Origin of the sequence: Roseibium sp. AS2, assembly GCF_038900065.1 — a bacterium.
Classification (GTDB): domain Bacteria; phylum Pseudomonadota; class Alphaproteobacteria; order Rhizobiales; family Stappiaceae; genus Roseibium.
In genome coordinates this window covers 243,439-266,016 of the sequence record NZ_JBBMQN010000006.1, presented here as the reverse complement: position 1 = coordinate 266,016, position 22,578 = coordinate 243,439, and the positions used below count along the sequence as shown (strand labels likewise).

General features: G+C 62.8%; 21 protein-coding genes and 2 tRNA genes. 8 read left to right on the top strand and 15 right to left on the bottom strand.

Annotated features, from left to right (window positions below; translation table 11 throughout):
- Positions 1-148 precede the first annotated feature (148 nt).
- Together WNZ15_RS19080 and WNZ15_RS19075 are read left to right on the top strand one after the other, a co-directional pair.
- Positions 149-1,102: a LysR substrate-binding domain-containing protein gene (locus tag WNZ15_RS19080; RefSeq protein ID WP_342894600.1), complete on the top strand. Its 954-nt coding sequence runs from the start codon at positions 149-151 to the stop codon at positions 1,100-1,102.
- A 165-nt stretch (positions 1,103-1,267) separates the two neighbouring features.
- Positions 1,268-2,752, top strand: a complete 1,485-nt coding sequence (locus WNZ15_RS19075; protein WP_342894599.1) for a DASS family sodium-coupled anion symporter — start codon at positions 1,268-1,270, stop codon at positions 2,750-2,752.
- 59 nt (positions 2,753-2,811) lie between these two features.
- Here the strand turns inward: WNZ15_RS19075 and WNZ15_RS19070 are convergent, their stop codons facing one another.
- Positions 2,812-3,750 (bottom strand): LysR family transcriptional regulator, encoded by a 939-nt coding sequence (locus WNZ15_RS19070; RefSeq protein ID WP_342894598.1) that lies wholly within the window; start codon positions 3,748-3,750, stop codon positions 2,812-2,814.
- A gap of 214 nt (positions 3,751-3,964) precedes the next feature.
- Here WNZ15_RS19070 and WNZ15_RS19065 point away from each other — a divergent pair, with 214 nt between their 5' ends.
- The 5 genes from WNZ15_RS19065 (at position 3,965) to WNZ15_RS19045 (ending at position 9,440) form a co-directional block, all read left to right on the top strand.
- Positions 3,965-5,563, top strand: a complete 1,599-nt coding sequence (locus tag WNZ15_RS19065) for an ABC transporter substrate-binding protein (RefSeq protein ID WP_342894597.1) — start codon at positions 3,965-3,967, stop codon at positions 5,561-5,563.
- A 289-nt stretch (positions 5,564-5,852) separates the two neighbouring features.
- A complete protein-coding gene (locus tag WNZ15_RS19060) occupies positions 5,853-6,827 on the top strand; it encodes an ABC transporter permease (protein WP_342894697.1) in 975 nt (324 codons plus the stop codon).
- On the top strand, positions 6,827-7,753 hold the full coding sequence (locus tag WNZ15_RS19055; protein WP_342894696.1) for an ABC transporter permease: 927 nt from the start codon (positions 6,827-6,829) through the stop codon (positions 7,751-7,753). The genes WNZ15_RS19060 and WNZ15_RS19055 overlap by 1 nt, the downstream gene beginning before the upstream one ends.
- Before the next feature lie 2 nt (positions 7,754-7,755).
- Complete coding sequence (locus WNZ15_RS19050; RefSeq protein WP_342894596.1) at positions 7,756-8,667, top strand: ABC transporter ATP-binding protein; 912 nt, start codon at positions 7,756-7,758, stop codon at positions 8,665-8,667.
- The gene (locus WNZ15_RS19045) at positions 8,664-9,440 is read left to right on the top strand and encodes an ABC transporter ATP-binding protein (RefSeq protein WP_342894595.1); all 777 of its coding nucleotides are present in this window, start codon (positions 8,664-8,666) and stop codon (positions 9,438-9,440) included. The genes WNZ15_RS19050 and WNZ15_RS19045 overlap by 4 nt, the downstream gene beginning before the upstream one ends.
- 543 nt (positions 9,441-9,983) lie before the next feature.
- Here the strand turns inward: WNZ15_RS19045 and WNZ15_RS19040 are convergent.
- From WNZ15_RS19040 to WNZ15_RS18980, 13 genes are all read right to left on the bottom strand, one after another.
- A tRNA-Phe gene (locus WNZ15_RS19040) sits at positions 9,984-10,059 on the bottom strand.
- A 474-nt stretch (positions 10,060-10,533) separates the two neighbouring features.
- Positions 10,534-12,141, bottom strand: a complete 1,608-nt coding sequence (locus tag WNZ15_RS19035; RefSeq protein ID WP_342894594.1) for a bifunctional metallophosphatase/5'-nucleotidase — start codon at positions 12,139-12,141, stop codon at positions 10,534-10,536.
- A gap of 477 nt (positions 12,142-12,618) precedes the next feature.
- A complete protein-coding gene (gene yacG, locus WNZ15_RS19030) occupies positions 12,619-12,813 on the bottom strand; it encodes a DNA gyrase inhibitor YacG (protein ID WP_342894593.1) in 195 nt (64 codons plus the stop codon).
- A 74-nt stretch (positions 12,814-12,887) separates the two neighbouring features.
- Positions 12,888-13,514: a Maf family nucleotide pyrophosphatase gene (locus WNZ15_RS19025; protein ID WP_342894592.1), complete on the bottom strand. Its 627-nt coding sequence runs from the start codon at positions 13,512-13,514 to the stop codon at positions 12,888-12,890.
- Positions 13,515-13,552: 38 nt separating this feature from the next.
- A complete protein-coding gene (gene infA / locus WNZ15_RS19020; protein WP_006939340.1) occupies positions 13,553-13,771 on the bottom strand; it encodes a translation initiation factor IF-1 in 219 nt (72 codons plus the stop codon).
- A gap of 163 nt (positions 13,772-13,934) precedes the next feature.
- A complete protein-coding gene (locus WNZ15_RS19015; RefSeq protein ID WP_342894591.1) occupies positions 13,935-14,504 on the bottom strand; it encodes a GNAT family protein in 570 nt (189 codons plus the stop codon).
- Between the two features lie 15 nt (positions 14,505-14,519).
- The gene (locus WNZ15_RS19010) at positions 14,520-14,978 is read right to left on the bottom strand and encodes an arsenate reductase ArsC (RefSeq protein ID WP_342894590.1); all 459 of its coding nucleotides are present in this window, start codon (positions 14,976-14,978) and stop codon (positions 14,520-14,522) included.
- Positions 14,978-15,481, bottom strand: a complete 504-nt coding sequence (locus WNZ15_RS19005) for a UPF0262 family protein (RefSeq protein ID WP_342894589.1) — start codon at positions 15,479-15,481, stop codon at positions 14,978-14,980. The genes WNZ15_RS19010 and WNZ15_RS19005 overlap by 1 nt, the downstream gene beginning before the upstream one ends.
- 27 nt (positions 15,482-15,508) lie before the next feature.
- A complete protein-coding gene (hisD, locus tag WNZ15_RS19000) occupies positions 15,509-16,816 on the bottom strand; it encodes a histidinol dehydrogenase (protein WP_342894588.1) in 1,308 nt (435 codons plus the stop codon).
- Between the two features lie 58 nt (positions 16,817-16,874).
- A complete protein-coding gene (locus WNZ15_RS18995; RefSeq protein WP_342894587.1) occupies positions 16,875-17,312 on the bottom strand; it encodes a DUF2948 family protein in 438 nt (145 codons plus the stop codon).
- A gap of 140 nt (positions 17,313-17,452) precedes the next feature.
- Positions 17,453-17,698 carry a hypothetical protein gene (locus WNZ15_RS18990; RefSeq protein WP_342894586.1) on the bottom strand — a complete coding sequence of 82 codons (246 nt, stop codon included), beginning with the start codon at positions 17,696-17,698 and terminating at the stop codon, positions 17,453-17,455.
- A 78-nt stretch (positions 17,699-17,776) separates the two neighbouring features.
- Positions 17,777-19,066, bottom strand: coding sequence for a UDP-N-acetylglucosamine 1-carboxyvinyltransferase (gene murA / locus WNZ15_RS18985; RefSeq protein ID WP_342894585.1), 1,290 nt, complete (start codon positions 19,064-19,066; stop codon positions 17,777-17,779).
- 180 nt (positions 19,067-19,246) lie between these two features.
- Positions 19,247-19,444, bottom strand: a complete 198-nt coding sequence (locus tag WNZ15_RS18980; RefSeq protein ID WP_342894584.1) for a hypothetical protein — start codon at positions 19,442-19,444, stop codon at positions 19,247-19,249.
- A gap of 844 nt (positions 19,445-20,288) precedes the next feature.
- Here WNZ15_RS18980 and WNZ15_RS18975 point away from each other — a divergent pair.
- Positions 20,289-20,363, top strand: a tRNA-Thr gene (locus tag WNZ15_RS18975).
- A gap of 154 nt (positions 20,364-20,517) precedes the next feature.
- Here the strand turns inward: WNZ15_RS18975 and WNZ15_RS18970 are convergent.
- Entirely contained in the window at positions 20,518-22,161 is a 1,644-nt protein-coding gene (locus WNZ15_RS18970; protein WP_342894583.1) for a ShlB/FhaC/HecB family hemolysin secretion/activation protein, read from the bottom strand.
- Positions 22,162-22,578 lie beyond the last annotated feature (417 nt).

The window sequence follows — 22,578 nt, the reverse complement described above, 5'->3', positions numbered from 1 at the left end:
GGTTCCCCACCGGCCTCATGTCAGTTTCAGGCATGATTTCAACGATGCCAGCCCACAAATGGGAGAAATATTACATGACCGTCAAATTATTATTCATTATCATTTCATACCTAAATTGATATGAACAAGTTTGCTCGAGGGACCTGACATGAGCCTGGACCTGCTGCGGCGCGGCTTGAAAATCTCTCATCTGCGGCTGCTTGGCGAACTGGCCGTGCAAAGCCGGCTGACCGACGCCGCGCGGTCACTCGGCATGACCCAGCCGGCGGCCTCCCGGCTGATTTCAGAGATCGAACGCATCACCGAGGCTAACCTCTACGTGCGCAGCGGCCGGGGCATCGAGCTGACAGACGTGGGCCGGAAGCTCGCAGACCGCTGTGTCCGCATCCTGCAGGAATTCGGCGATGCCGGCCGCGATATCGAGCAGCACAAGTCGGGCCAGAGCGGGCATGTCAGCATCGGTTCGGTGACCGGACCGGCCATCGAATACATCCTGCCCGCATTGCGCCATATCCGTCTCAGCTATCCGGACATCTCGATTTCCGTCGATGTCGCCCCCAGCCGGGATCTCGCGCCCAAACTGGAGGACGGACGGCTGGATTTTTCCCTGAGCCGGGTGCCGGTGGAGGCGGATCCGGGCCTTTTTCAGGAACGGCCGCTGCTGCGCGAGCCCGCCAGCATCGTCGCCCGCATCGGCCATCCGCTGACGCGGGCCGGAACACCGATTCCTGCCGAGGCTCTGCTCGGATTCGACTGGGTTCTGCCGCCGGTCGGCGCGCCGATCCGGTTGTCGGCGGAGCAGGCCCTGCGAGAAAAGGGATTGAGCCAGCCCACCCGGGTGTTGACCACCTCGTCCTTCCTGTTCACCCTGGCGACCGTGCAGCGCACCAACGCCATTGCCCCTGTGGCCCAGTCCGTTGCAATAAGTTTCGCCGAGGGTCCTGACGGCGCTCCCGGCTCGCTCATCGAGCTTCAGAGCGATCTGCACCTGTCGGTCGAAACCTATTCCTTCCTTACGCGCCAGGGCCAGATACTGACACCGGTGGCCCAGACGGTCGCCCGGGAAGTGCTGAGGGCGGTCGGCGGACAGGATGGCGCGTGAGGCTGCAAGACCAGCCGGCCGGTGGCGCTCCTGCCGGGTTTGATGTTGCGCATGGCTGTGCAGGGGCGGTGCGTATACCGTATCCCATGTGGACACGGTCGATCCCGTGGGCAGACATCGGCGAAAATGGGCTGTGTCGCCGCGACAAAGGAAACAGACAAGGACATGAATGAACACGGCCAGGGGCAGACTGTGTTGAAGGGCTACAGTCTGGCGGGCATGGCGGCCGGTCCGGCCGCCGCGCTTGCCATGCTGATACTGCCCGTTCCGGCCGGCCTGAGCTTTCACGGCTGGGCAACCGCCGCGATCGCCGTCTGGATGGCGATCTGGTGGGCAACCGAAGCCTTGCCCGTTGCCGCGACGGCCCTGTTGCCGCTGGTGTTCTTTCCGCTGTTCGGCATCTTCGATTTCGGCCGCACCGCTGCCCCCTTCGCCAATCCGCTGATCTTCCTGTTTCTCGGCGGTTTCCTGCTCTCCTTGGCGCTGCAACGCTGGAACCTGCACCGGCGCATCGCACTGCATATCCTGTCGGCCGTCGGCGACAGCCCGTCCGCGCTCGTCGGCGGCGTGATGGCGGCAACCGCCTTCCTGAGCATGTGGATCAGCAACACGGCGACAGCCATGATGATGATGCCTCTGTCCGTCTCCCTGATATCGGTCGTGACACAGGAACCGGCCGAAGGCAGCAGCGACGCCGCAAGCGAGGACGGGCTGCCTGGAAAATCCGGCATCTCCACCGCGCTCCTGCTCGCGGTCGCCTACTCGGCGTCGATCGGCGGTCTAGCGACCCTGGTCGGCTCACCACCGAATGCGCTTCTGGCTGCCTACATGGAACAGCGGCACGGCGTTCACATCGGCTTCGCCGAGTGGATGGCGGTCGGGCTCCCGGTCGCACTGGTGTTGCTGCCGCTGACCTGGCTCCTGCTCACCAGGGTCGTGTTTCACCTCGACGGCACGTCGACGCACGCGAGCCGGCAGGTCATCCGGCGCGAACTGGACAAGATGGGGCCGGTGAGCGTTCCCGAAATACGGGTCGCGGCTGTGTTCGCGCTTGTTGCCGCCCTGTGGATCTTCAACCCCCTGATTGCCGGCTGGCTCGGCCCGGTCAGTCTGCACGATGCCGGCATCGCGATTTCCGGGGCACTGCTTCTTTTCGTGATCCCGTCGGGAGATCGGGCCCGTGTCTTTCTGCTCGACTGGAACTGGGCGAAGCGGGCCCCCTGGGAGATCCTCATCCTGTTCGGCGGCGGCCTCAGCCTCGCCCAGGCGGTGGACAACACGGGTCTTGCCATCTGGATCGGCAACGGTCTCGCCTTTTTCGCCGCCTGGCCGGTGTTCGTGCTGGTCATTGCCGTGTCGGTGCTGGTGATCTTTCTGACCGAACTCACCAGCAACACGGCGACAACAGCAGCGTTCCTTCCCGTGGTCGGCGCGGTCGCCGTGACCGCCGGACTCGATCCGATGTTCCTGGCCGCGCCCGCCGCTCTCGCCGCCTCCTGCGCCTTCATGCTGCCCGTGGCGACACCCCCGAACGCCATCGTTGTCGGTACGGGACAGGTCAGCATCCCCCAGATGATGCGAGCCGGCTTTCTGGTGAACCTTGCGGCCGTCGCGGTGATCGCGCTCATGACACTGGTGACCGGGAATTGAGACCTCGGGGCGGAATCACTTCATGACAGGTGCAAAATGGAAAAGCCGCGCGCTTGGCTTCATCGCAGCCGGTACTTCTCCAGATGCCCGGTTCCCGGGTTGGATTTCAGATGCGTCCAGATCTTCTGAACCAACGGGGACGGCGCGTCGCGTTTCTTGTAGACCCAGATCTCCAGGCTGGTGTCGTATCTGCCGTCGCCGGCCAGGGCGAGTTGCCCGGACTTTACCGCCTCGTGTGCGCTGCAGGACGGCAACCAGAGCATCTTCTGCTCCATGACGGCCAGGCGTTTCATGAACTCGCAGGTCCCGCTTTGCGAGGTGCATACGAACGTCGGATCCTGCGGCGTCATGCCGGCAAAGATCAGGTCCTCGATCTTGGAAAAATAACCTGTCTGGCCATAACCGATATACTCCAGCCCACCGCGCGGCGGGTTGTCGACATCATAGGCGGGGCGGCCTTCGGCATCGAGCGCAGTACAAAGATGCATAGCGTCTTCGCCCAATTTGAGCGCATCGAACGCCTGATGCTCAAAAAATGTCGAAGCTTCCGGCTTGTAGTACAGGACGACGAGGTCCATCTTGCGCTCGTCCAGCAATTCGATCATTTCGAAGAAATCGTAGGTGTCGATCGATACCGAAAACACGCCGCAGGCCTCCCGGATCTGCCCCAGCCAGTCAGTCACGAAACTGAGCGCAAGGGACGTGGACGCTGCCAGGCGCAGGTCAGGAGTGGACGCCGCGCTGCGCCGCTGGAACTCGACCCGATTAAGATCCAGCTCCCTTAGAATGTTTTGAGCGGTTCCAAGAAAGGTTTCACCCTCGGCGGTAAGTGTGACCGGATAGCTGCTGCGGTCGAACAGCTCCGTGCCCAACCATATCTCAAGCGCCTTGATGCGCCTGCTGAACGCGGACTGAGTAATGTTGCGCTCGTTCGCGGCCTGGGAGAAATTTCCCCTTTTGCTCAGAACCAGAAAGTCTGTCAGCCAGTTCGTGTCCAAGTGGATTCCCTCAAGGCATTTGCAAAAAAACTAAGCAGCGTCAAATTATATGCAAATTATGCATAACAAGGCTGTTGGTCGAATTCAATCAGTCGATATAAGCTTTTCCGTCAGGTGCGGACCTCTTGCTCGGTGAACGAAGCAGGCCGCACACGTTGCAGCCGGTTCACACTGGCGTTTTGATCACCTGATTTATTCCAAAGGGGGAATGATCGTGAAACTCACACCTACGTTGAAAAGCGCTTCACTCGCTGCGCTTCTTGCTACTTCCGTAGCGTTTCCAGTGGCAGCCGAGACACCCGCCGACACATTCGTGATCGCGCGCAATACCGCAGACGCCATCACGCTCGATCCGGCGGAAACCTTCGAATTCACCGGTGGACGTATTGTTGCCAACCTGTACGAACGGCTGTTCCAGTTCGAGCCGGACAATCTGACCAAGCTGGTCGGCGGCATTGCCGAGTCCTACACGTTTTCCGAGGACGGCAAGAAGATCACCGTCAAGCTGCGTCCGGGCCAGACATTCCACTCCGGTAACCCGTTGACATCCGCGGACGTGGTTTATTCTCTCGGCCGCGCCATCAAACTGGACAAGACGCCGGCCTTCATCATCAAGCAGATCGGCTGGACACCGGAAAATGTCGACGAGGCCATCGTTGCCATCGATGACACCACCGTTGAAATCAACATCCTGTCCGACCTGTCGCCCGCGCTGGTTCTGAACCTCTTGTCCGCCGGTGTCGCCAACATCGTCGACATGAAGGAAGTCCAGGCACACGAAGTTGACGGTGACATGGGTTATGCCTGGCTGAAGGATCATTCCGCCGGTTCGGGCCCCTACAAGCTGAAGACCTGGAAAGCCAACGAAGTTGTCATGCTCGAGGCTTTTGACGATTACCGGCAGGGCAAGCCGGCAATGGAGCGTGTCGTGATCCGGCATGTGGCCGAACCGTCCGCACAGCGTCTGCTGCTGGAAAAGGGCGATGTTGACGCCGCCATGGAACTCACGGCAGATCAGCTCAAAGCGATCTCCGACAACACGGACGTCTCGGCGGAAAGCTATCCCAAGGGATACCTGATGTACCTGGCGACCAACATGGAGCACCCGGTCCTGTCGAAGCCGGAAGTCCGTGAAGCGCTGAAATACATGGTCGATTACGACGGCATGGTCGGGTCCTTCCTCGACGGCCAGTACAAGATCCACCAGAACTTCTGGCCGTCCGGCATGTGGGCTGCCGCAACCGACACGCCCTACAGCCAAAACATGGAAAAGGCGAAGGCGCTGATCGCCGATGCCGGCCTTGAGCCGGGCACGAAGATCACCATCGACACCCTGAACAAGTCGCCCTTCTCCGAAGTCGCCCAGAGCGTTCAGGCAAGCCTCAAGGAACTCGGTATCGACTCCGAGATCATTCTGTCTGACGGAGCGACACTTTGGCCGAAATATCGTGCCCGCAAGCACGATCTGATCGTTGCCCGTTGGGGTCCGGATTACTCCGATCCGCACTCCAACGCTGATGCCTTCGCGCACAATCCGGACAACGCTTTCGAAGCCAAACTGACCGGCAAGCTGACCTGGCGCAACGCCTGGCCGGCCGAGGGCCTCACCGAGCTCACCGACCAGGCAGCCGCTGAATCCGATCCGGAAGTCCGCGAGGAAATTTATGCCAAGCTGCAGAAGATGGTTCAGGAAGACTCTGCCTTCACCATCATGTTCCAGGCGATCGGCACCTTCGGGCAACGGGCCAATGTCGAGGGTTTCGTCAACGGCGTAACCTCCGACCAGGCGTACTACCGCACGGTGACCAAGTAAGATCCGATCCGGTTGCCTGTGTTGTTCTGACGACAAAACGCAGGCAGCCGACGGTTTGCAGAACGCGCTCCTTCATAAATCGAATGCGGGAGCGCGGGTTGCGTGTTTCAGGATCTGCCGAATTGCGGAACGCCTCATCATTCCTGCAACGTCATTCGGAACTGGCGCCGTTTCAAATCAAGTCCTCAAGAGGCACCTCAAAATGACCGACAGCGCCGTCCCCCCGCGACCTGCGGTGGACTTCAAGCCCTATCTGGACGTCGCCCGAACGATCGGTGGCGGCATCGTGATGCTGGGCCTCACCTTCATCGGTCTGACGGCCATCACCTTCATCATCGGACGCATCATGCCGAACGATCCGGTGGTGGCAATCGTCGGTGACCGGGCCTCGAAGGAAGTCTATGACGCCATGTATCTCCAGCTCGGCCTCAACAAGCCGATCTGGCAGCAATACCTGATTTTTCTGGGAGATATCCTGCGCGGCGATTTCGGCAGTTCCGTGATGACAGGACAGCCGGTCCTGGAAGACATCAAGCGCTTCTTCCCGGCAACCCTGGAACTGGCCACCATCGCCACGGTTGCCGGCATGATCATCGGCATCCCTGCCGGGGTCCTCGCCGCCGTGCGCCAGGGCACGCTGATTGACCATATAGTCAGGGTCATCGGCCTGCTCGGACACTCCATCCCGATCTTCTGGCTCGGCATGGTCGCGCTGCTGATCTTCTATGCCAAGCTGGACTGGGTGGCCGGCCCCGGCAGGATCGATTTTTTCTACGACGGGATCGTCGATCCCGTGACGGGCGTCATCATGATCGACGCGTTGATGGCCGGGGAATGGGACGTGTTTCAGAACGCCCTCTCCCATGCCATCCTGCCCGCATCCATGCTGGCGATCTATTCGCTGGCCTACATTTCCCGCATGACGCGGTCCTTCATGCTGGACCAGCTCAACCAGGAATACGTTCTGACCGCGCGGGTGAAAGGCCTCGGCGAAGGCACGGTGATCTGGTATCACGCGTTTCGCAACGTGATGGTGCAGCTGATCACCATCATCGGCCTGACCTATGCGAGCCTGCTCGAAGGCTCCGTCCTGACCGAAACCGTGTTCGCCTGGCCCGGCATCGGCCAGTACATAACCAATTCGCTCTTCAACGCAGACATGAACGCGGTCATCGGCGGCACGCTGGTGGTCGGCATTTCCTTCGTCTTCATCAACATGTTGTCCGACATGCTCTACCGCATCGTCGATCCGAGGGCGAAATGATGTCGCAACAAGCACTCAACGAAAAGACAACATCGTCCTGGCTGCTGGCGGATTCGCCTAAAAACGCGCTTCAGGCCCGCTGCCAGCGCGCCTATATCAGCTGGCTGTCCTTCAAGGCGAACCCGATCGCGATGGTCGGCTTGATCATCGTGGTTTTTCTCTGTCTCGTCGCGCTGTTCGCACCGCTTCTGACGTCCGGCGACGGCACGGCACAGGAACTCGCCAACCGGTTGGCCCCGCCGAGTGCGGAGCACTGGTTCGGGACGGATGAACTCGGCCGCGACATCTACGACCGGATTGTCTGGGGCTCGCGTGTGACCCTCTACATCATCTTTCTGGTGTCGATCATCGTCATGCCCATCGGCCTGGTCATCGGAATGACTGCCGGCCTTCTGGGCGGCGCCGTCGATGCCACGCTGATGCGTATCACCGACATCTTCCTGGCCTTTCCGCGCCTGATACTCGCGCTCGCCTTTGTCGCCGTGCTCGGTCCGGGCCTTGAAAACGCCGTGCTGGCAATTGCATTGACCACCTGGTCACCCTATGCCCGCCTTGCCCGCGCGGAAACGCTGACCCTTCGCAACAGCGAATACATCCTGGCGGCGCAGATCATGGGCGCTTCGAAACTTCGCATTCTGCTCGCCCATATCATGCCGATGTGCCTGTCTTCGACCATCGTGCGGTTGACGCTGGACATGGCCGGGATCATCCTGACAGCTGCCGGCCTCGGCTTTCTGGGCCTCGGCGCGCAACCGCCGCTCGCCGAGTGGGGCGCAATGATCGCTTCCGGTCGCGATTACCTGCTGGACCAGTGGTGGGTTCCAACCATTCCCGGCATCGCCATCCTCGTTGTCTCGCTCGGGTTCAACCTTCTGGGAGACGGCCTGCGCGATGTGCTCGACCCCCGCAGCTCGGGAGGTCACTGACCATGAACGAGATGAAGATGGCAGGTTTTGATGTGGACCCGAAACAGGAGCAACCGCTGATCTCGGTCCGCGACCTGCATGTCAGGTTCTCCACGCCCAAGGGACCGGTCCATGCGGTGCGTGGTGTGAGCTTCGATCTCGGCCGGGAGCGGCTCGGGATCGTGGGCGAATCCGGCTCCGGCAAATCCCAGACCGGGCGGGCCCTGTTGCGATTGACGGCAGGAAACGGACGCATCGACGCCGACAGGATGATGTTCGGCGGCATGAACCTGATGCAGGCAAACGCCCGGACCATGCGCAGCATCCGAGGCTCGCGCATCTCCATGATCATGCAGGATCCCAAATATTCGCTGAACCCGGTTCTGACCGTCGGCGCGCAGATCGCCGAGTCTTGCCGGAAGCACGAAAAGGTCTCTCGTGCCGAGGCGAAGAAACGTGCCCTCGCCATGCTCGACACGGTCCGCATCCGCGAACCGGAAAAGGTCTATGCGCTCTATCCGCACCAGGTCTCCGGCGGCATGGGCCAGCGCATCATGATCGCCATGATGCTGATCACCAATCCGGAAGTGATGATCGCCGACGAACCGACCTCCGCGCTGGATGTGACAGTGCAGATGCAGGTGCTGTCGCTGCTCGACGATATGGTGCGCGAACGTGGCATGGGCCTCGTGCTGATCAGCCACGATCTGCACCTCGTCTCCAGCTTCTGCGACCGGGTGCTGGTCATGTATGGCGGGCGCATCATGGAAACGCTCGATGCCAAGCGCCTGGACGAAGCGCGTCATCCCTATACAAAAGGTCTCTTGAACTGCCTGCCGCGCCTCGACGGCAGGCATGACGATTTGCCTGTCCTCAAACGGGACCCGGCCTGGCTCACCGAGCCGAGCGACGTTGGCGGGGTTTTTGACCAATGATCGAGATCGAGAATTTCGGCATTACGTTCGGCACCGGACAAAAGCAGATTCGGGCCGTCCGCAACTTCACGCTGTCTGTGGCGGAAGGCGAAAGCTACGGCCTGGTCGGCGAGTCCGGCTCCGGAAAGTCGACCGTCCTCAGGGCGATGGTCGGCATCTATTCCCACTGGAGCGGCACCATAAGTATCGACGGCAAACCACTTGCGAAAAAGCGCACGCCGGCATCGCGCAAGCACATGCAGATGGTGTTCCAGGACCCCTACGGCTCACTCCACCCGCGCCGGACGGTCGACGCCACCTTGAGCGAGCCGCTGGCCATTCACGGACTGGACAATCGCGAGGAGCGGGTCCTGAAGATCCTCTCCGAGGTCGGCCTCGGACCGGAATACCGTTTCCGCTATCCGCACCAGCTCTCCGGCGGCCAGCGCCAGCGCGTGGCCATTGCGCGCGCCCTCATTCTGGAGCCACGGGTGATCCTGCTGGACGAGCCGACCAGCGCACTGGACGTTTCGGTTCAGGCGGAAATCCTCAACCTTCTCTCCGCGCTCAGAAAGACCCACGGCCTTACCTACATCATGGTCAGCCACGATCTGGCCGTGGTCGGTCATCTGTGCAGCCGGATTGCGGTGATGAACCGGGGCGAAGTCGTCGAGGAAATGACCGAGGACCAGCTGCGAACCGGCGACGTCGCCCATGACTACACGCGCCAGCTCTGGACAGCCTCGCACGGCTATGATCGCAAGGCGCTGGAAGGGTTCAAGGAATTTGCGTAAGCGACACAAAGTGTCAACAGCCTGCGCGCTTTTGCCAGAGACGCCGGACGCGCAATTTTTGGCCGGGATGTTGGGTTTCGTCGCCGACCGCCTGATGGCACTGGACGTCGACCAGCTCTGCGATGCCTGCGCTCTCGAGCGCAGCGCGGACAGGATGACCCACCGCAATGCATACCCTGCCCGGACGTGGGAGACGCGCGCCGGCACGAGGGGATAGAACACCGGAAACGAAAATGCCCTTCAACATGTTTAATACCAACCTCAACAAATAAGAACCCATCTGATGGCACTGTTCCTGTTTGCCGGCCAGGCGCGTTGCGCAGGACGGCCTGGTTGGCCGTTCAAGCGGTGCAACGCCGTCCGGCGGGCCGGAACAGGCCACCGAAGGCCGTGTCTGGAGACTGTTCCGCGGCGTCGAAGGTCTTGGACGATAACCCATATCACCCTGCGACCTGCTTCTTGCTGAACAGTCTCCAGACACGGTCAGATGGGTTCTTATTTGTTGAAGTCGGTATAAGGGCAACGATGCAGCAAAGGGAAAAGTGGTGCCCAGACGCGGATTCGAACCACGGACACGCGGATTTTCAATCCGCTGCTCTACCAACTGAGCTATCTGGGCGTGCTTTGCGGAAAGTCCGGAGCAAGGCCCCGTTCGCTGAAAGCCCGGTCCTTATAGAGGCTGGCTCCGGCCTTGTCCAGCATCCCGGCAAAGTTTTTTGCCTTTCGGCGCCTCCGTATCTGTTGAAAACCCGGAGACGCCGCAAGCATCTGAAAAAGCGGCGTTTTTTAAAGACGGCACCGGACCGGCACGCCGCGGATCCAAGCGGTCTCCGGCGATGATGCTCCGGACCGGCCAGGGGCGCCGGACAGTGTGAAAACCGCCGGTGACGACCTGACAACAGCCTCGACAAACAGGAACCGATGCCGGGACACCGGAGAGGTGCCGAATTGCCCCAAGCGCCTCATTCCGAAAATGCGCGGATGCACTTGCGACACGTTCCGCGGCTCTCGCCGTTGCTGCCAGCCTCTGGTCAAAAAAAAGGCGCACCGGCATGCGGCGCGCCCTGCAGATATCGCGGCGGTCCGCCCGCCGTTACTTCGCGGTGATGCGGTCGTCGGTATAGGGCGTGTAGCCGTTCTTTGCCGCCAGGTATTCGGAAACCACGTCGGCAAGATCGGGACCGAAGTCGTAGGCGTTCATGCCGGCTGTCTCGAAGATCTCGTAGCCGTCGCCACCTCCGCGCATGTAGTTGTTGGAGACGACACCGTAGACCTTGTCCGGATCCAGAGGCACAAATCCGCCGTCTTCCTGGACCATCACGTCAGAGATGCGCTCGCCGGCAGGCTTCGCCACGTCGAAGCTGTATTTCAGCCCGGCAACCTGCGAGAATCGGCCGGCGCCCTCTTCCACCTGGCTGGCACCGTTTTCCAGAGCTGTGAGAATGTCCGCGCCCTTGAGTTCAAAGGTGGACAGGGTGTTCTGGAACGGCAGAACAGTGAGAACCTCGCCCATCGTGACTTCGCCGGCATCAATCGAAGCTCTGAGGCCGCCGCCATTCTGGATCGCTATCTGAACACCTTGAGCTTTCACACGGTCCAGCATCGCATCGGCCACCAGATTGCCCATCTGGCATTCGCCTGCGCGGCAGGAGCCGCGGTCACCGTCGATAGCGGTCTCCGAAGAACCGATAACCTTGACCTTCAGATCTTCGATCGGCGCCGCCAGTTCCTTGACGCGCGCCAGAAAGGTCTCGTCGGGCGTGACCGAGGCATCGAGCAGGATCGGCTCGCCCTTGGCCTCAAGCAGGTTGCCGTCATCGTCCCAGGTCACGTCGACCTCGCCGAGGAACTTGCCATAGGCATAGGCCTGCACGATGGGCACATCCTGGCCATCCGGGTTGGTGACGATGACCGGATAAGGACCTTCCGCCCGTTCCTGCGTATTCGACAGGAGCGTGTGGGAGTGGCCACCGACAATCATGTCAATGCCCGAAACGGCCGCCGCGATTTCCTTGTCGCGCGGCAGACCCATGTGGGTCAGGGCCACGATCTTGTTGACACCGGCGGCCTCAAGGCCTTCGACGGCTCCCTTGAGATAGTCTTCGGCCCGTATGAAGCGCACGTCATCGCCCGGCGAAGACGTGTCGACGGTGTCCTCTGCAAGCACTGAGACGATGCCGATCTTCTCGCCACCCTTCTCCAGGATCAGGACACCGGGGACCTTGCCCTTGAGCGTTGCCTCAGCGTCGACGTCGATGTTGCCGGAAATGACCGGAAATTCGGCCTTGTCGATGAAACCGGCGAGACCCGCAGGCCCGTCGTCGAATTCATGGTTGCCGACGGCCATGACGTCGATGTCCATGGCGTTGAGAAACTCGACGGCGGCATCGCCCTTGTATGTCGTGTAGAAAAGCGAGCCCTGGAACTGGTCACCCGCATCGACGACCAGAACATTCCGCCCCTCACCATCCAGTGCAGCCCTGCGCTCGTCGAGCTTGGACTTGATCCGGGCGATCCCGCCGAAGCACTTGCCCTCCGCTTCGGACTCGGCGTCACAGGTGGAATCGTATTTGCTGATCGATTCGATGCGCGAATGAAGATCGTTCAGATGCAGGATCGTCAGGGAATAATCGGCATAGGCTGCCGTCGACAGTGCCGTGCTCACAGACAGCACTGCGGCGCTCAGAATACGTTTGTTCATCGGACCCTCGCCCTTTGGATAGGTTGGTGATGCCGCGCCAGGGACCTCCACCCGACACCGGCTCCCGGTGTTGTTCCAGACCCTGCTCCGCCACCACAAGGATGCGCCGAAATGCCGGTTGCACCCTTGATGGATGACGTCAGGATCGCCGGTATAAGCCGATCTTGGTGCAGTTTCGTGACACCTGCAAGAGCCCGGACACGCAAAACTGAAAAAAATTTTGCCGGATAAATATTTTTGCAAACCTGTCTAAATTTCGGACAATCCCGCCAAACCTCTCCTTTCGGAAATATCGCCGCCCGCTCAGGCGTCATCGGCGCGGCGCAAAAGCGCCCGCGCAACGTCGGGCGCATTGGCTCGAGCGGCAAAACAGAATTGGAAACAAGGCCTGCGACCGGCTTGCGGCGGCTTTTCGCCGCGAACGGCCGGCAGATGCTCCAGGCCTCGCGCGGTCCGTCCCGGCAATCGCACCTGGTCTCAGTCGTCAGGCAGATTGCTCTCGTCGATGTCGTCGGTTTCGACCACCGGAATGGTGTAGCCCTCGGAGAACCAGCGGTTCAGGTCGACTTTGGCGCAGCGGTCCGAACAGAACGGATAGCTGTCCTGCGTCGACAGTTTCGAGCAGATCGGACAAGGGCGCATGGGCCGGTCAGGTTTTTGAGTGCTGGCCATGGCGGCCTCCCCTTGCATGTCTTGGCAGTGCGTGTCTTGGCGGCGGGTGCCCTTGCGGGACAGTCGATCAGGGATCAGGCGGCGGCCGCCGCCCAGCCCTCGTGGACCGGATATCCGGCGGAACTCAACAGGGCCGCCGTTTCCGCCAGCGGCAGCCCGACGACGGCCGGATAGGATCCGACCAGCTTGACGACAAAACTTCCCGCAAGACCCTGGATCGCGTAGCCACCGGCCTTGCCGCGCCACTCGCCCGAAGCGATGTAGTCGTCCATGTCCTTGCGCGACAGGCGTTTGAAGCGGACCCGCGTCTCGACCAGCCTGGAGCGGACCTTGCCACTGGACTCGGCGACCGCGACGCCCGTGAACACCCTGTGGCCCCGGCCGGACAGCAGCGACAGGCACAGCAGCGCCTGGTCGGTCAGCTCCGCCTTGGGCAGGGCCCTGCGGCCGACGGCGACCACCGTGTCGGCCGCCAGAACGATGCTGTCGCGCATGGCTTCCGAGGCATCCGCGGTCTGGCGGACGGCCTCGGCCTTGGCCCGCGCCAGGCGGAGCGCAAGACTGCGCGGCGTTTCGTGCTTCTTCGCGGATTCGTCAATGTCCGCAGGCAGGAGATGGTCCGGTTCCAGACCGATCTGCTGCAGCAGCGCCAAACGCCGCGGCGAGGCGGAAGCCAGGATCAACTGAGGGGCATTGGTCATTTCTGCGCGCCTTGCAGCCGGGATCACCCTGTGTCCGCTTACTTGAAGCGGTAGGTGATCCGCCCCTTGGTGAGGTCGTAAGGGGTCATTTCGACGAGAACCTTGTCGCCCGCCAGGACGCGGATACGGTTCTTGCGCATGCGCCCAGCGGTGTGGGCAATGATTTCATGGTCGTTTTCAAGTTTTACGCGAAACGTCGCATTCGGCAACAGTTCTGTCACGACGCCCGGAAACTCCAGAGCTTCTTCTTTGGCCATTGGATATCCTGAATAAAGCGGGCCCTGCCCGCGGGTGCCGCGGAACCTAATGGATTTGGGGGAAAAAGTGAACCTTTCTTTCCACCGCCTCCCAAAGAAACTGCCAGGCCCTCCAGGGCCACGTTCGCGGAGCTGGTGAACGACCCATTTGGCACTGTAGTTTTCAGGATTCGACGGACTGCTGCCGCCACTCGTCTTCCAGGATCGCATAGTGGAACTCCTCGTCCCAGCCGCCCTTGAACAGCGCGTGTTCGCGGAAATGCGCCTCGCGGCGCATGCCGAGCCGTTCCATGACCCGCGAGGAGGCGGTGTTGCGGGCATCGCAGCAGGCAAAGATCCGGTGCAGGCGGAGGCCATCGAAACCGATCTTCAGCAGCGCCCGGCAGGCCTCAGTCGCATAGCCTCTGCCCTGATGGGCCGGATGCAGGGTGAAACCGAAGGTGCCCTGCCTGGCTTCGACTGACGTCAGCCGCAGGGAAACGTCGCCGATCAGTTTGCGTTCCGCCCGGGTTTCGACAGCGAAGGCAAGTGTCCCCTCACCGTCCAGACGGCGCATCGGCATCCATTCCAACAGTTTCAGCCGGATGTCCGCCAGGCTGCGCGGCTCCCAGTACTGGTAACGGGCGATCTCCGGCAAGGCCTGATAGGCGTGCAGGGCCACCGCATCGCTTTCTTCCATGGGGCGCAGCAAGAGCCGCTCGGTTTCGACCGGGGAAGAGATTTTGTAGAGCATGCTGGTCCGTTTCCTTCAGCCGCTCGGCGGCGGCACCCAGTCCAGCCGTTTCCTGATGCGCATTGCCAGCTGGTCGCGCACGGCCCGGTATTCGCTCAGGATCTGCTCCCGGCTGCCCGTGGCCAGCGTCGGGTCCAGGGTCGGCCAGTATTCCACGTCGACGGCCTCCGTACGGGTCATGTCGAGCGCCTTGTGGTGAGCTTCAGGCGCCAGGGTGATCACCAGATCGAACCCGGATTCGTCCAGCTCCTCGAAGGTCTTGGGCTGGTGCCGGGACATGTCGATGCCGATCTCGGCCATGACCGAATCGACAAATGGATCGACCTTGCCGGAGCGTACGCCCGCCGAGCGCACATAGATCTGGCCCGGAAACAGTTGTCCGGTCAGGGCCTCGGCCATGGGCGAGCGCACGGAGTTCATGCCGCAGGCATAAAGGACCGCGGTCGGCCGCAGACGCGGGCCGGCCCTTTCCATCAGCCCTTCCAGTGCAAGGCGTAGACGAGGGTGAACAAGCGCCGCGCGGTCGCCATGTCCACTTCGATCTTTCCGGCCAGCCGCTCCATCAGGATGGTCGAGCCTTCGTTGTGGACGCCGCGCCGGCCCATGTCGATCGCCTCGATCTGGCTGGGCGTCGCATGGCGGATGGCCTCATAGTAGCTGTCGCAGATCAGGTCGTAATCCTTGATGATCTTGCGCAAAGGCGACAGCGACAGGACATGGGTGACCACATCCCTGTCGTCCTCGGTGCGGACCGCGAAGACCAGCCTCTTTTCGATCACCGACAGGTTGAGCACATAGTTTGCGACCGGCTGGCCGACCGGTTGAAACGCGTTTTCCTCGATCAGGTCGTAGATCGCGACCGCCCGGTCGTGCTCGACTTCCGGCGTCGAGCGGGCAATGGAGGCCTCGTCCAGGATCACGTCCACCAGTCCGCCGCCGCTCTTGCGCGCTTCCGTGTCCGGTTCCGGTTCGCTCATCTGAAAGAAGCCCCTTTCGAGATCCGTCTACAAGTTCAGCCTGATGGAAACAGAGCGGGCGTGCGCCGACAACCCCTCAGATTCGCCAAGAGCGATCGCCGCCGGCCCGAGCAGACGCAGATTGTCCGCGGTGCATTTCAGAACCGACGTGCGCTTGACGAATTCCAGCACGGACAGGCCGGAGGAAAACCGGGCGGAGCGGGCCGTCGGCAGGACATGGTTGGAGCCGCCGACATAGTCGCCGATCGCCTCGGGCGTGTAATGCCCCAGGAAGACCGCGCCGGCATTGCGCACCTTCTTCAACAGTGCTTCGGGATCATCCACCGCCAGCTCCAGATGCTCCGGCGCAATCCGGTTGGCAAGCGGCATGGCCGCTTCCAGATCGTCCACCAGGATGATGGCGCCATAATCCTGCCAGCTTGCCCTCGCGACATCCTCGCGCGGCAGCGTTTTGAGCTGGGCCTCGACGGCGGTCTCGACCTGGTCCGCCAGGTCGGCGCTGTCGGTGATCAGGATCGATTGCGCCGCGGGATCGTGCTCGGCCTGGGCAAGCAGGTCGGCGGCCAGCCAGTCGGCATTGTTGCCGCCGTCGGCCAGGATCAGCACTTCGGACGGACCGGCGATCATGTCGATGCCGACCGTGCCGAAGACCCGCCGTTTGGCCGCCGCCACGAAGGCATTGCCGGGTCCGACAATCTTGGCGACAGGGGCGATGGTTTCAGTGCCGTAGGCAAGGGCGGCCACCGCCTGGGCGCCGCCGATCCGGTAGATTTCCGACACGCCCGCGACCTTCGCCGCGGCCAGAACGAGCGGGTTGAGCACACCGTCCGGGCTCGGCACCACCATGACGATACGCTCGACACCGGCAACCCTGGCCGGAACCACATTCATCAGGACCGAACTCGGATAGCTGGCCAGACCGCCGGGAACATAGACGCCAACCGCCTCGACCGCTGTCCACAGCGAGCCCAGCTCGACACCGATCGCGTCGGTGTAGCGGTCATCCTTGGGCCGTTGCCTGGCGTGATGGGCGTGAATGCGGTCGTGGGCAAGCTGCAGCGCGTCCAGCGTGTCGCGCGGTACCTGCTTCAGCGCCGCCTCGATCTCCGCGCCGGTGACCTTGAGATCGGTCATCGCGGCGGCGTCGAGCCGGTCGAACTGGCGGGTGTAGTCCAGAACGGCGCGGTCGCCGTCTTCGCGCACGCGCTCCAGAATGTCCCGGACGATCTGATCGACATCCTCGGACACTTCCCGCTTGCCCGCGAGAAGCGCCCTGAACTGCTCCTCGAAGCGGGCATCTGTGCCAGTCAGACGTAAAACCACGCGTTTCTCCATCTTGTGCGGTGCGCGGCACCGTCTCTTCAGATCAGGTCTGCTGGTGACGTCAGACCTGTCAGTCGAGATCGTGCCGCGGCAGGTTCGGTGTGGACCAGGCGGCGCCGAGATCGGCCAGTTGCGCCTCGATGCATTCGACTTCCAGCTCGAGGCTGGCCCCGCCGGCGAAGGCGAGCAGGATTTTCCCGGACGGGTCCTCGCCGGGCTCGAAGGTGACGGCCAGCAATTCGTGGACGGCGCCCCTGGCTTTCTGGTTGATGCCCTGCGCCTTCATAGCCGTGACCTGGGCGAAGGCCAGCGCCGAACGGCGGCGCTCATGTTCCTTCGATCTCTTGTCGGCTTCCTTGTCCCAGACAAAGCGGTTCACCACGAACACCGCTTTCTTCTCCTTGGGCAGATAGCGGATATCCGCCACCGTCAGGACGGCGTCCTGCAGATGGGCGGAGAGAACCTGAAGGTCCTCCTGGTCGAGGGCGGCAAGTTTCAGCTGATCCATTTTGAACTGAATTCCGATCCGGTCACACGTTGCGGGAGGAACGCATATAAGCATGGTGCGCGCCAGTCCCAAGGCTGTTCACCTAATGCGGAAACCGGACTTTGGCAACGCCGAATACCGCAAACAGGCCGCGCCGCGGGTCACGGACCCTCGTCCAGCCGCCTGCGAAGGTCCGCCTTGCCCTTCTCGAGCCGCTGCCGCAAATCCGCCTTGCTCTCTTCCAGCCGCGCGGTGCGCCTGAAGACGCGCCTGCCGAGCCACAGGCCGACCACCACCAGGAACAGGCCGAGGGTCGGCCCGTAGGGCGGCGCAATCACCGCCACCGCGCCAAGTCCGGCAAGGCCGAAGCCCAGCTGGATCACAAGACGGAGTGTCTGCGCGTTCATGGTGCCTGTCCTCCCACGCCCCCGGCACAGCCCTTGCCGGACCGGAACGGCCTGTTCGAGATGCCTGTGCGAGGCGGGCTAGCTTGAAATCCGCTCGATCTGCGCGCCGCAGCGGGTCAACTTGTCTTCCAGGCGCTCGAAGCCGCGGTCGAGGTGATAGACCCGGTTGACCGTGGTCTCGCCTTCCGCGGCAAGCCCCGCGATCACCAGCGACACGGAGGCGCGCAAGTCGGTCGCCATCACCGGCGCGCCGCGCAGGGTGGCGACGCCGTCGACAGTGGCCGTGCGCCCGTCCACGTTGATCTGGGCCCCGAGACGGGCCAGCTCCTGTACGTGCATGAAGCGGTTTTCGAAAATGGTCTCGGTGATCCGGCTGGTGCCGCCGGCCTTCGTCATCAGCGCCATGAACTGGGCCTGCAGATCTGTCGGGAAGCCCGGGAACGGCTCGGTGGTGACATCCACCGGCTGAATGCCGTTGCCGTTGCGATAGACCTTGAGGCCGTCGGGCGTCTGGGTGATGTCCGCACCGGTCTGGCGCAGGGTGTCGAGCGCTGCTTCCAGAAGGTCGCTGCGGGCGCCCTGCAACAGCACGTCACCGCCTGTCATGGCGACCGCCATGGCATAGGTCCCCGTCTCGATCCGGTCCGGCACCACCGCATGGCGGGCGCCATGAAGGCGCGGCACGCCCTGGATGCGGATGGTCGAGGTGCCTTCGCCCTCGATCCGCGCGCCCATGGCCTTCAGGCATTTGGCCAGATCGACCACTTCGGGCTCGCGCGCGGCGTTGACGATTTCCGTCTCGCCGCTGGCAAGCGTTGCCGCCATCATGATGGTGTGGGTGGCGCCGACGGAGACCTTGGGAAACGCCACCCGCGCGCCTTTCAGCCCGCCCGGCGCCCGGACGACCACATAGCCGGCCTCGATCTCGATCTGCGCGCCGAGCGCGCTCAGGCCGTCGATGAAGAAATCCACCGGACGGGTGCCGATGGCGCAGCCGCCGGGCAGCGAGACCCGGGCCTCGTGGCAGCGGGCGACCAGCGGCCCGACGACCCAGAAGCTGGCGCGCATCTTGGAGACCAGTTCGTAAGGCGCGGTGGTGTCGACGATCTCGCGGGCGGTCAGGTTCAGCGTCTGGCCGGCCAGTTCGTCCTGGCCGGTGCGCTTGCCGTTGACCGAATAGTCGACACCGTGATTGGACAGGATCTGCGTCAGCTGGGCCACGTCGCGCAGGCGCGGCACATTGGTGAGTGTCAGCGTCTCGTCGGTCAGGAGCGAGGCGATCATCAACGGCAGGGTGGCGTTCTTGGCCCCCGAAATCGGAATGGTCCCGTTCAGTTCCCTGCCGCCGACAACCTTGATACTGTCCATGATTTTCCCCGAACCGGACCGCGCGACCGCACGGCTATCCCTTTAATGAAAGCTCACATCAACGCAGCGGTCTACACGCAACTTATGGCCCATGCAAGGCAGGGTAATGGCGGACAACGGGCATTGTTCCGGCCAAAAGCGCGCGGCATCCGGTGCGCTTCGTTGGCGCCGGGCCGCCGCTCAGCCGTCCTTGCGGGATTTGGCGGCGCTCTTGCGCCGGCGCAGATTGGCCCGGAGGGCTTCCGCCAGCCGGTCTTCGCGCGTTGTCTTCGCCGGCGCGCTGCCGTGCTTCTCCGCAGCCTCGTCAGAAGCGCGGGCATCCGCCGCACCGCTTTGGCTTTTTAGATTTTTCCGGTCTTTCCGGTCGTTTTCGCTCATGACGCACCCGAATGATGATCGTGTCGCCACCGGGGCGCCCGACCGGGACAGATGACCAGCCCTGATCATCCCTGGCCATCCATACCAAGCCCGCCCCGGCTTGCAAAGCCTTCGCCCCGTCAAGGCAACCGCCCTAGAACCAGCACCGCACCAGCACCGTAAAGGCCCCCTCCTGCCCTTCAAGGCCGACCGCCGCACCGTCAAGGCCGACCGCCGCGCCGGGCGCCGGACCTGATTTCCGCGGCCGGCCCCGGCGCCCAGGGCCGGGAGCCAGGCGCCTGCCTGTCCGGGCCGGATCAGGAGCCGGATCAGGTGCCGCTTCTGGGGTCTGTTCCGGAGCCGGTATAGAAGATCAGCCCTGAGCGGTTGCTCAGAGCCGGTCGTGAGTGCCTGTTCAAAGCAGCTCGAAGGGCAGCAGCCCACGTTGGACGGGGACACGGAACACGGCACACGGCACACGGGGCACGGGGCACGGGACGCGGGGCACGGGCCCTGCTGTACGAGACCGGACCGCCAGGCCGCGCGCACCAGGCAGCGCGCGCCAGCGCCAATCCCCCGGCCGGGCCGTTCTCCGCGCCTGCAACACCCTGTATCCACAGGTGGAAAAACGGCGTTGCCGCGCGCTTTTCCGGCCCCCTTGAACCGTTGGCCCACGCAGCGCCCGGCAGCGGTCCGGGCGGCCCGCAAAAAAATCAAATCACCGCTTGCGTCCCGGGACCCGTTATGGCAAAAGCCCCTTCATTCCGGTCGGCATCGCTGATCGGCACCAGCACCCGCGTCCCGAAAACCTGCGCCCCACCGGCAAATGGCTCGACGCAGCGCCCTCCCAGGAGACGCGCCGGATGCTGCCGTAGCTCAGGGGTAGAGCACTCCCTTGGTAAGGGAGAGGTCGAGAGTTCGAATCTCTCCGGCAGCACCATTAAAATTCAAACAACCGAAATTGCAAACTAAACCCATTCGGCAAGGCGCTAAAGCAACACAGCCTAACGCCCTTGAAGACAAGCCCGCCAACCCGAAGACACCGCTCGCGGTCGGCCTGCAGCATGGCGCAGCCCGGTGTTCATCCGACCCCGTCAGAGATCCAGGCCCAGTCTGAAGAAGACCCGTGTGCCGGGGTCCTCGGCGTTTTCCGGCTTTTGCCAGGGGGTGGCCGAGAGCACCTGAAACTTGACGCGCTCCGACACCCTGCCCCGGACGCCGACGCCCGCTGATCCGAGGGCGTCGCGGGAATAGTCGGCCGCCGCGCCCTGGTTCCAGACGACGCCATAGTCCGCGAATGCCGTCAGCATCAGGCCGGGAAGTTCGGACCAGCCGGTTTCGATGGTGTGGCTGACTTCGAGAGAAGACGCCAGTCCGCTGTCGCCGGACAGGCTGCCGCCGTCGAACGCCCAGCCGTAGGGGTCGCCGCCGAGAGCGAACCTGACCGCACCGGGAAGCGGCGTCTGCGAATACTGGCCGGTTGCCCGCAGGTGCAGCCGCGCCAGGGATCCCAGACCACGCGCGATATCGACGTTGAAACGGCCGTAGCGATAGTCGTCCGGCACGTTGCGCTGCTCCACATCATGGCTGAGGCTCTGGCCGATTTCGGCACCGGCGGAAAAGCTTGTCGGGCCGGCATCGCGGTCATATTGCAGGGACAGGCTCGCCCAGCGTGTCTGGGCACGGGTGGCGCGGTTGCCCATCACGTCGATCCGGTCGTTGCGCAGGTTCACCTCCGCCCTGCCGTAGAGGCTCTGGTCGATGGTGCGGATCAGCGGATACTGGAGATGTGCCGAGCCGATCACGGTCTCGATATGAACGTCCTGATCCTTCAGATCCCCGCCTGGCCGTTGGGTCACATAGGTCAGCTCGTAGCCCGCGGAAAGGCCGTGAAAGCCGATCGGCATGTCCTGGGAAACCTGAAGCAGCACCATTTCCTCCGGAGAGTCCGGAATGGTCACGCCGACCAGGCTGGTGGTCTCGAACAGGCCGAAGATGTCGTTGATGGTGGCGTTGCCGGCAAGCTCGAACGGGCCGACCTCTTCGGTGCCGAGATTGTCCAGGCCGACCCCGGCATCATAGCGGTTGAAGCCGACCTCAAGCTTGAGCGTGCCGCCCCCCGACGGTGTCTGCGGACGCACCAGGGTCCCCTCGATCTGCAAACCGCCCAGATCGCTCATCAACAGAAGGATCCGCTCCGCGTCCTTGACCCGGATCGGCCGCATTGCGGTCAGCCGCCTGATGTAGGGCGCCAGGCGTTCCCTGATACGCGGGATCGAACTGGTGATCTCGACCGTTTCCACATAGCCTTCGTAAACCCTGAGCGTCACATTGCCCGTCGCAATGTCCTGAACCGGAACGACGGTCATCGAGAAATATCCGGCCCTCAGATAGGCCGCATCGACCGCCTCGGCGATCCGGTAGAGGTCCGCCAGGGTAATGGTCTCGCCAATTTGCCCCTGCCAGATCGCCGCGAGCGTCGCTTGCGGGACGGTCACGGCGCCCTCGACCACGATCGAACGCAGCCTGAAGCGAACCGCTTCGGCTTGGGCGTCGGGAATGCGCTTGCGCTGGTCCTCGACCCTCACGTCGACCGTGCCGGGTACAGAGGGCGGTGTGAACCGCTCGATGATGACCGTCTGTCCGGCGGCGGCCCGATCGAAGGTGCGGACGGTCTGCGCGCCGGCAGGAGCAGAAGCCACCACCGCGGCCAGCGCAAAAGCCACCAGGAAAGCCATCAATGGGGCCAAAACAGGTGCCGTCCCGGGGGCAAGACCCGGTGCCGCCCGCATCCGGCCTGCGGCAAACGGAACATATGCCGAAACGTTGCTTGCCCGTGTCCTTGCCCGTGTCCTGCCGACGGGCGGAACCGCATGTCCGTTCAAGGTCGTGTCCGTTCCTGCCGGACTGTCTTCCGACGCCCTCTTTCGCCCGCAAGCGTGGAAAGCTCTCGAATGACGGATGGCGGGAGACCGGCGCCTCGGGACAGATGTTGCCAACCTGGGTTGTCCTCTTGTTCAGGTTCCAATGCGGACAGCGTTTGTGACCCCGACTCGCGGCAGGGGCACACGCCCGGAGGACCAGTCTTAGGAAAACACGGCCGGGAAACAAAGTCGGCATCGGTGCAAAAATGGTATAAATAACTAGTTTGTCAT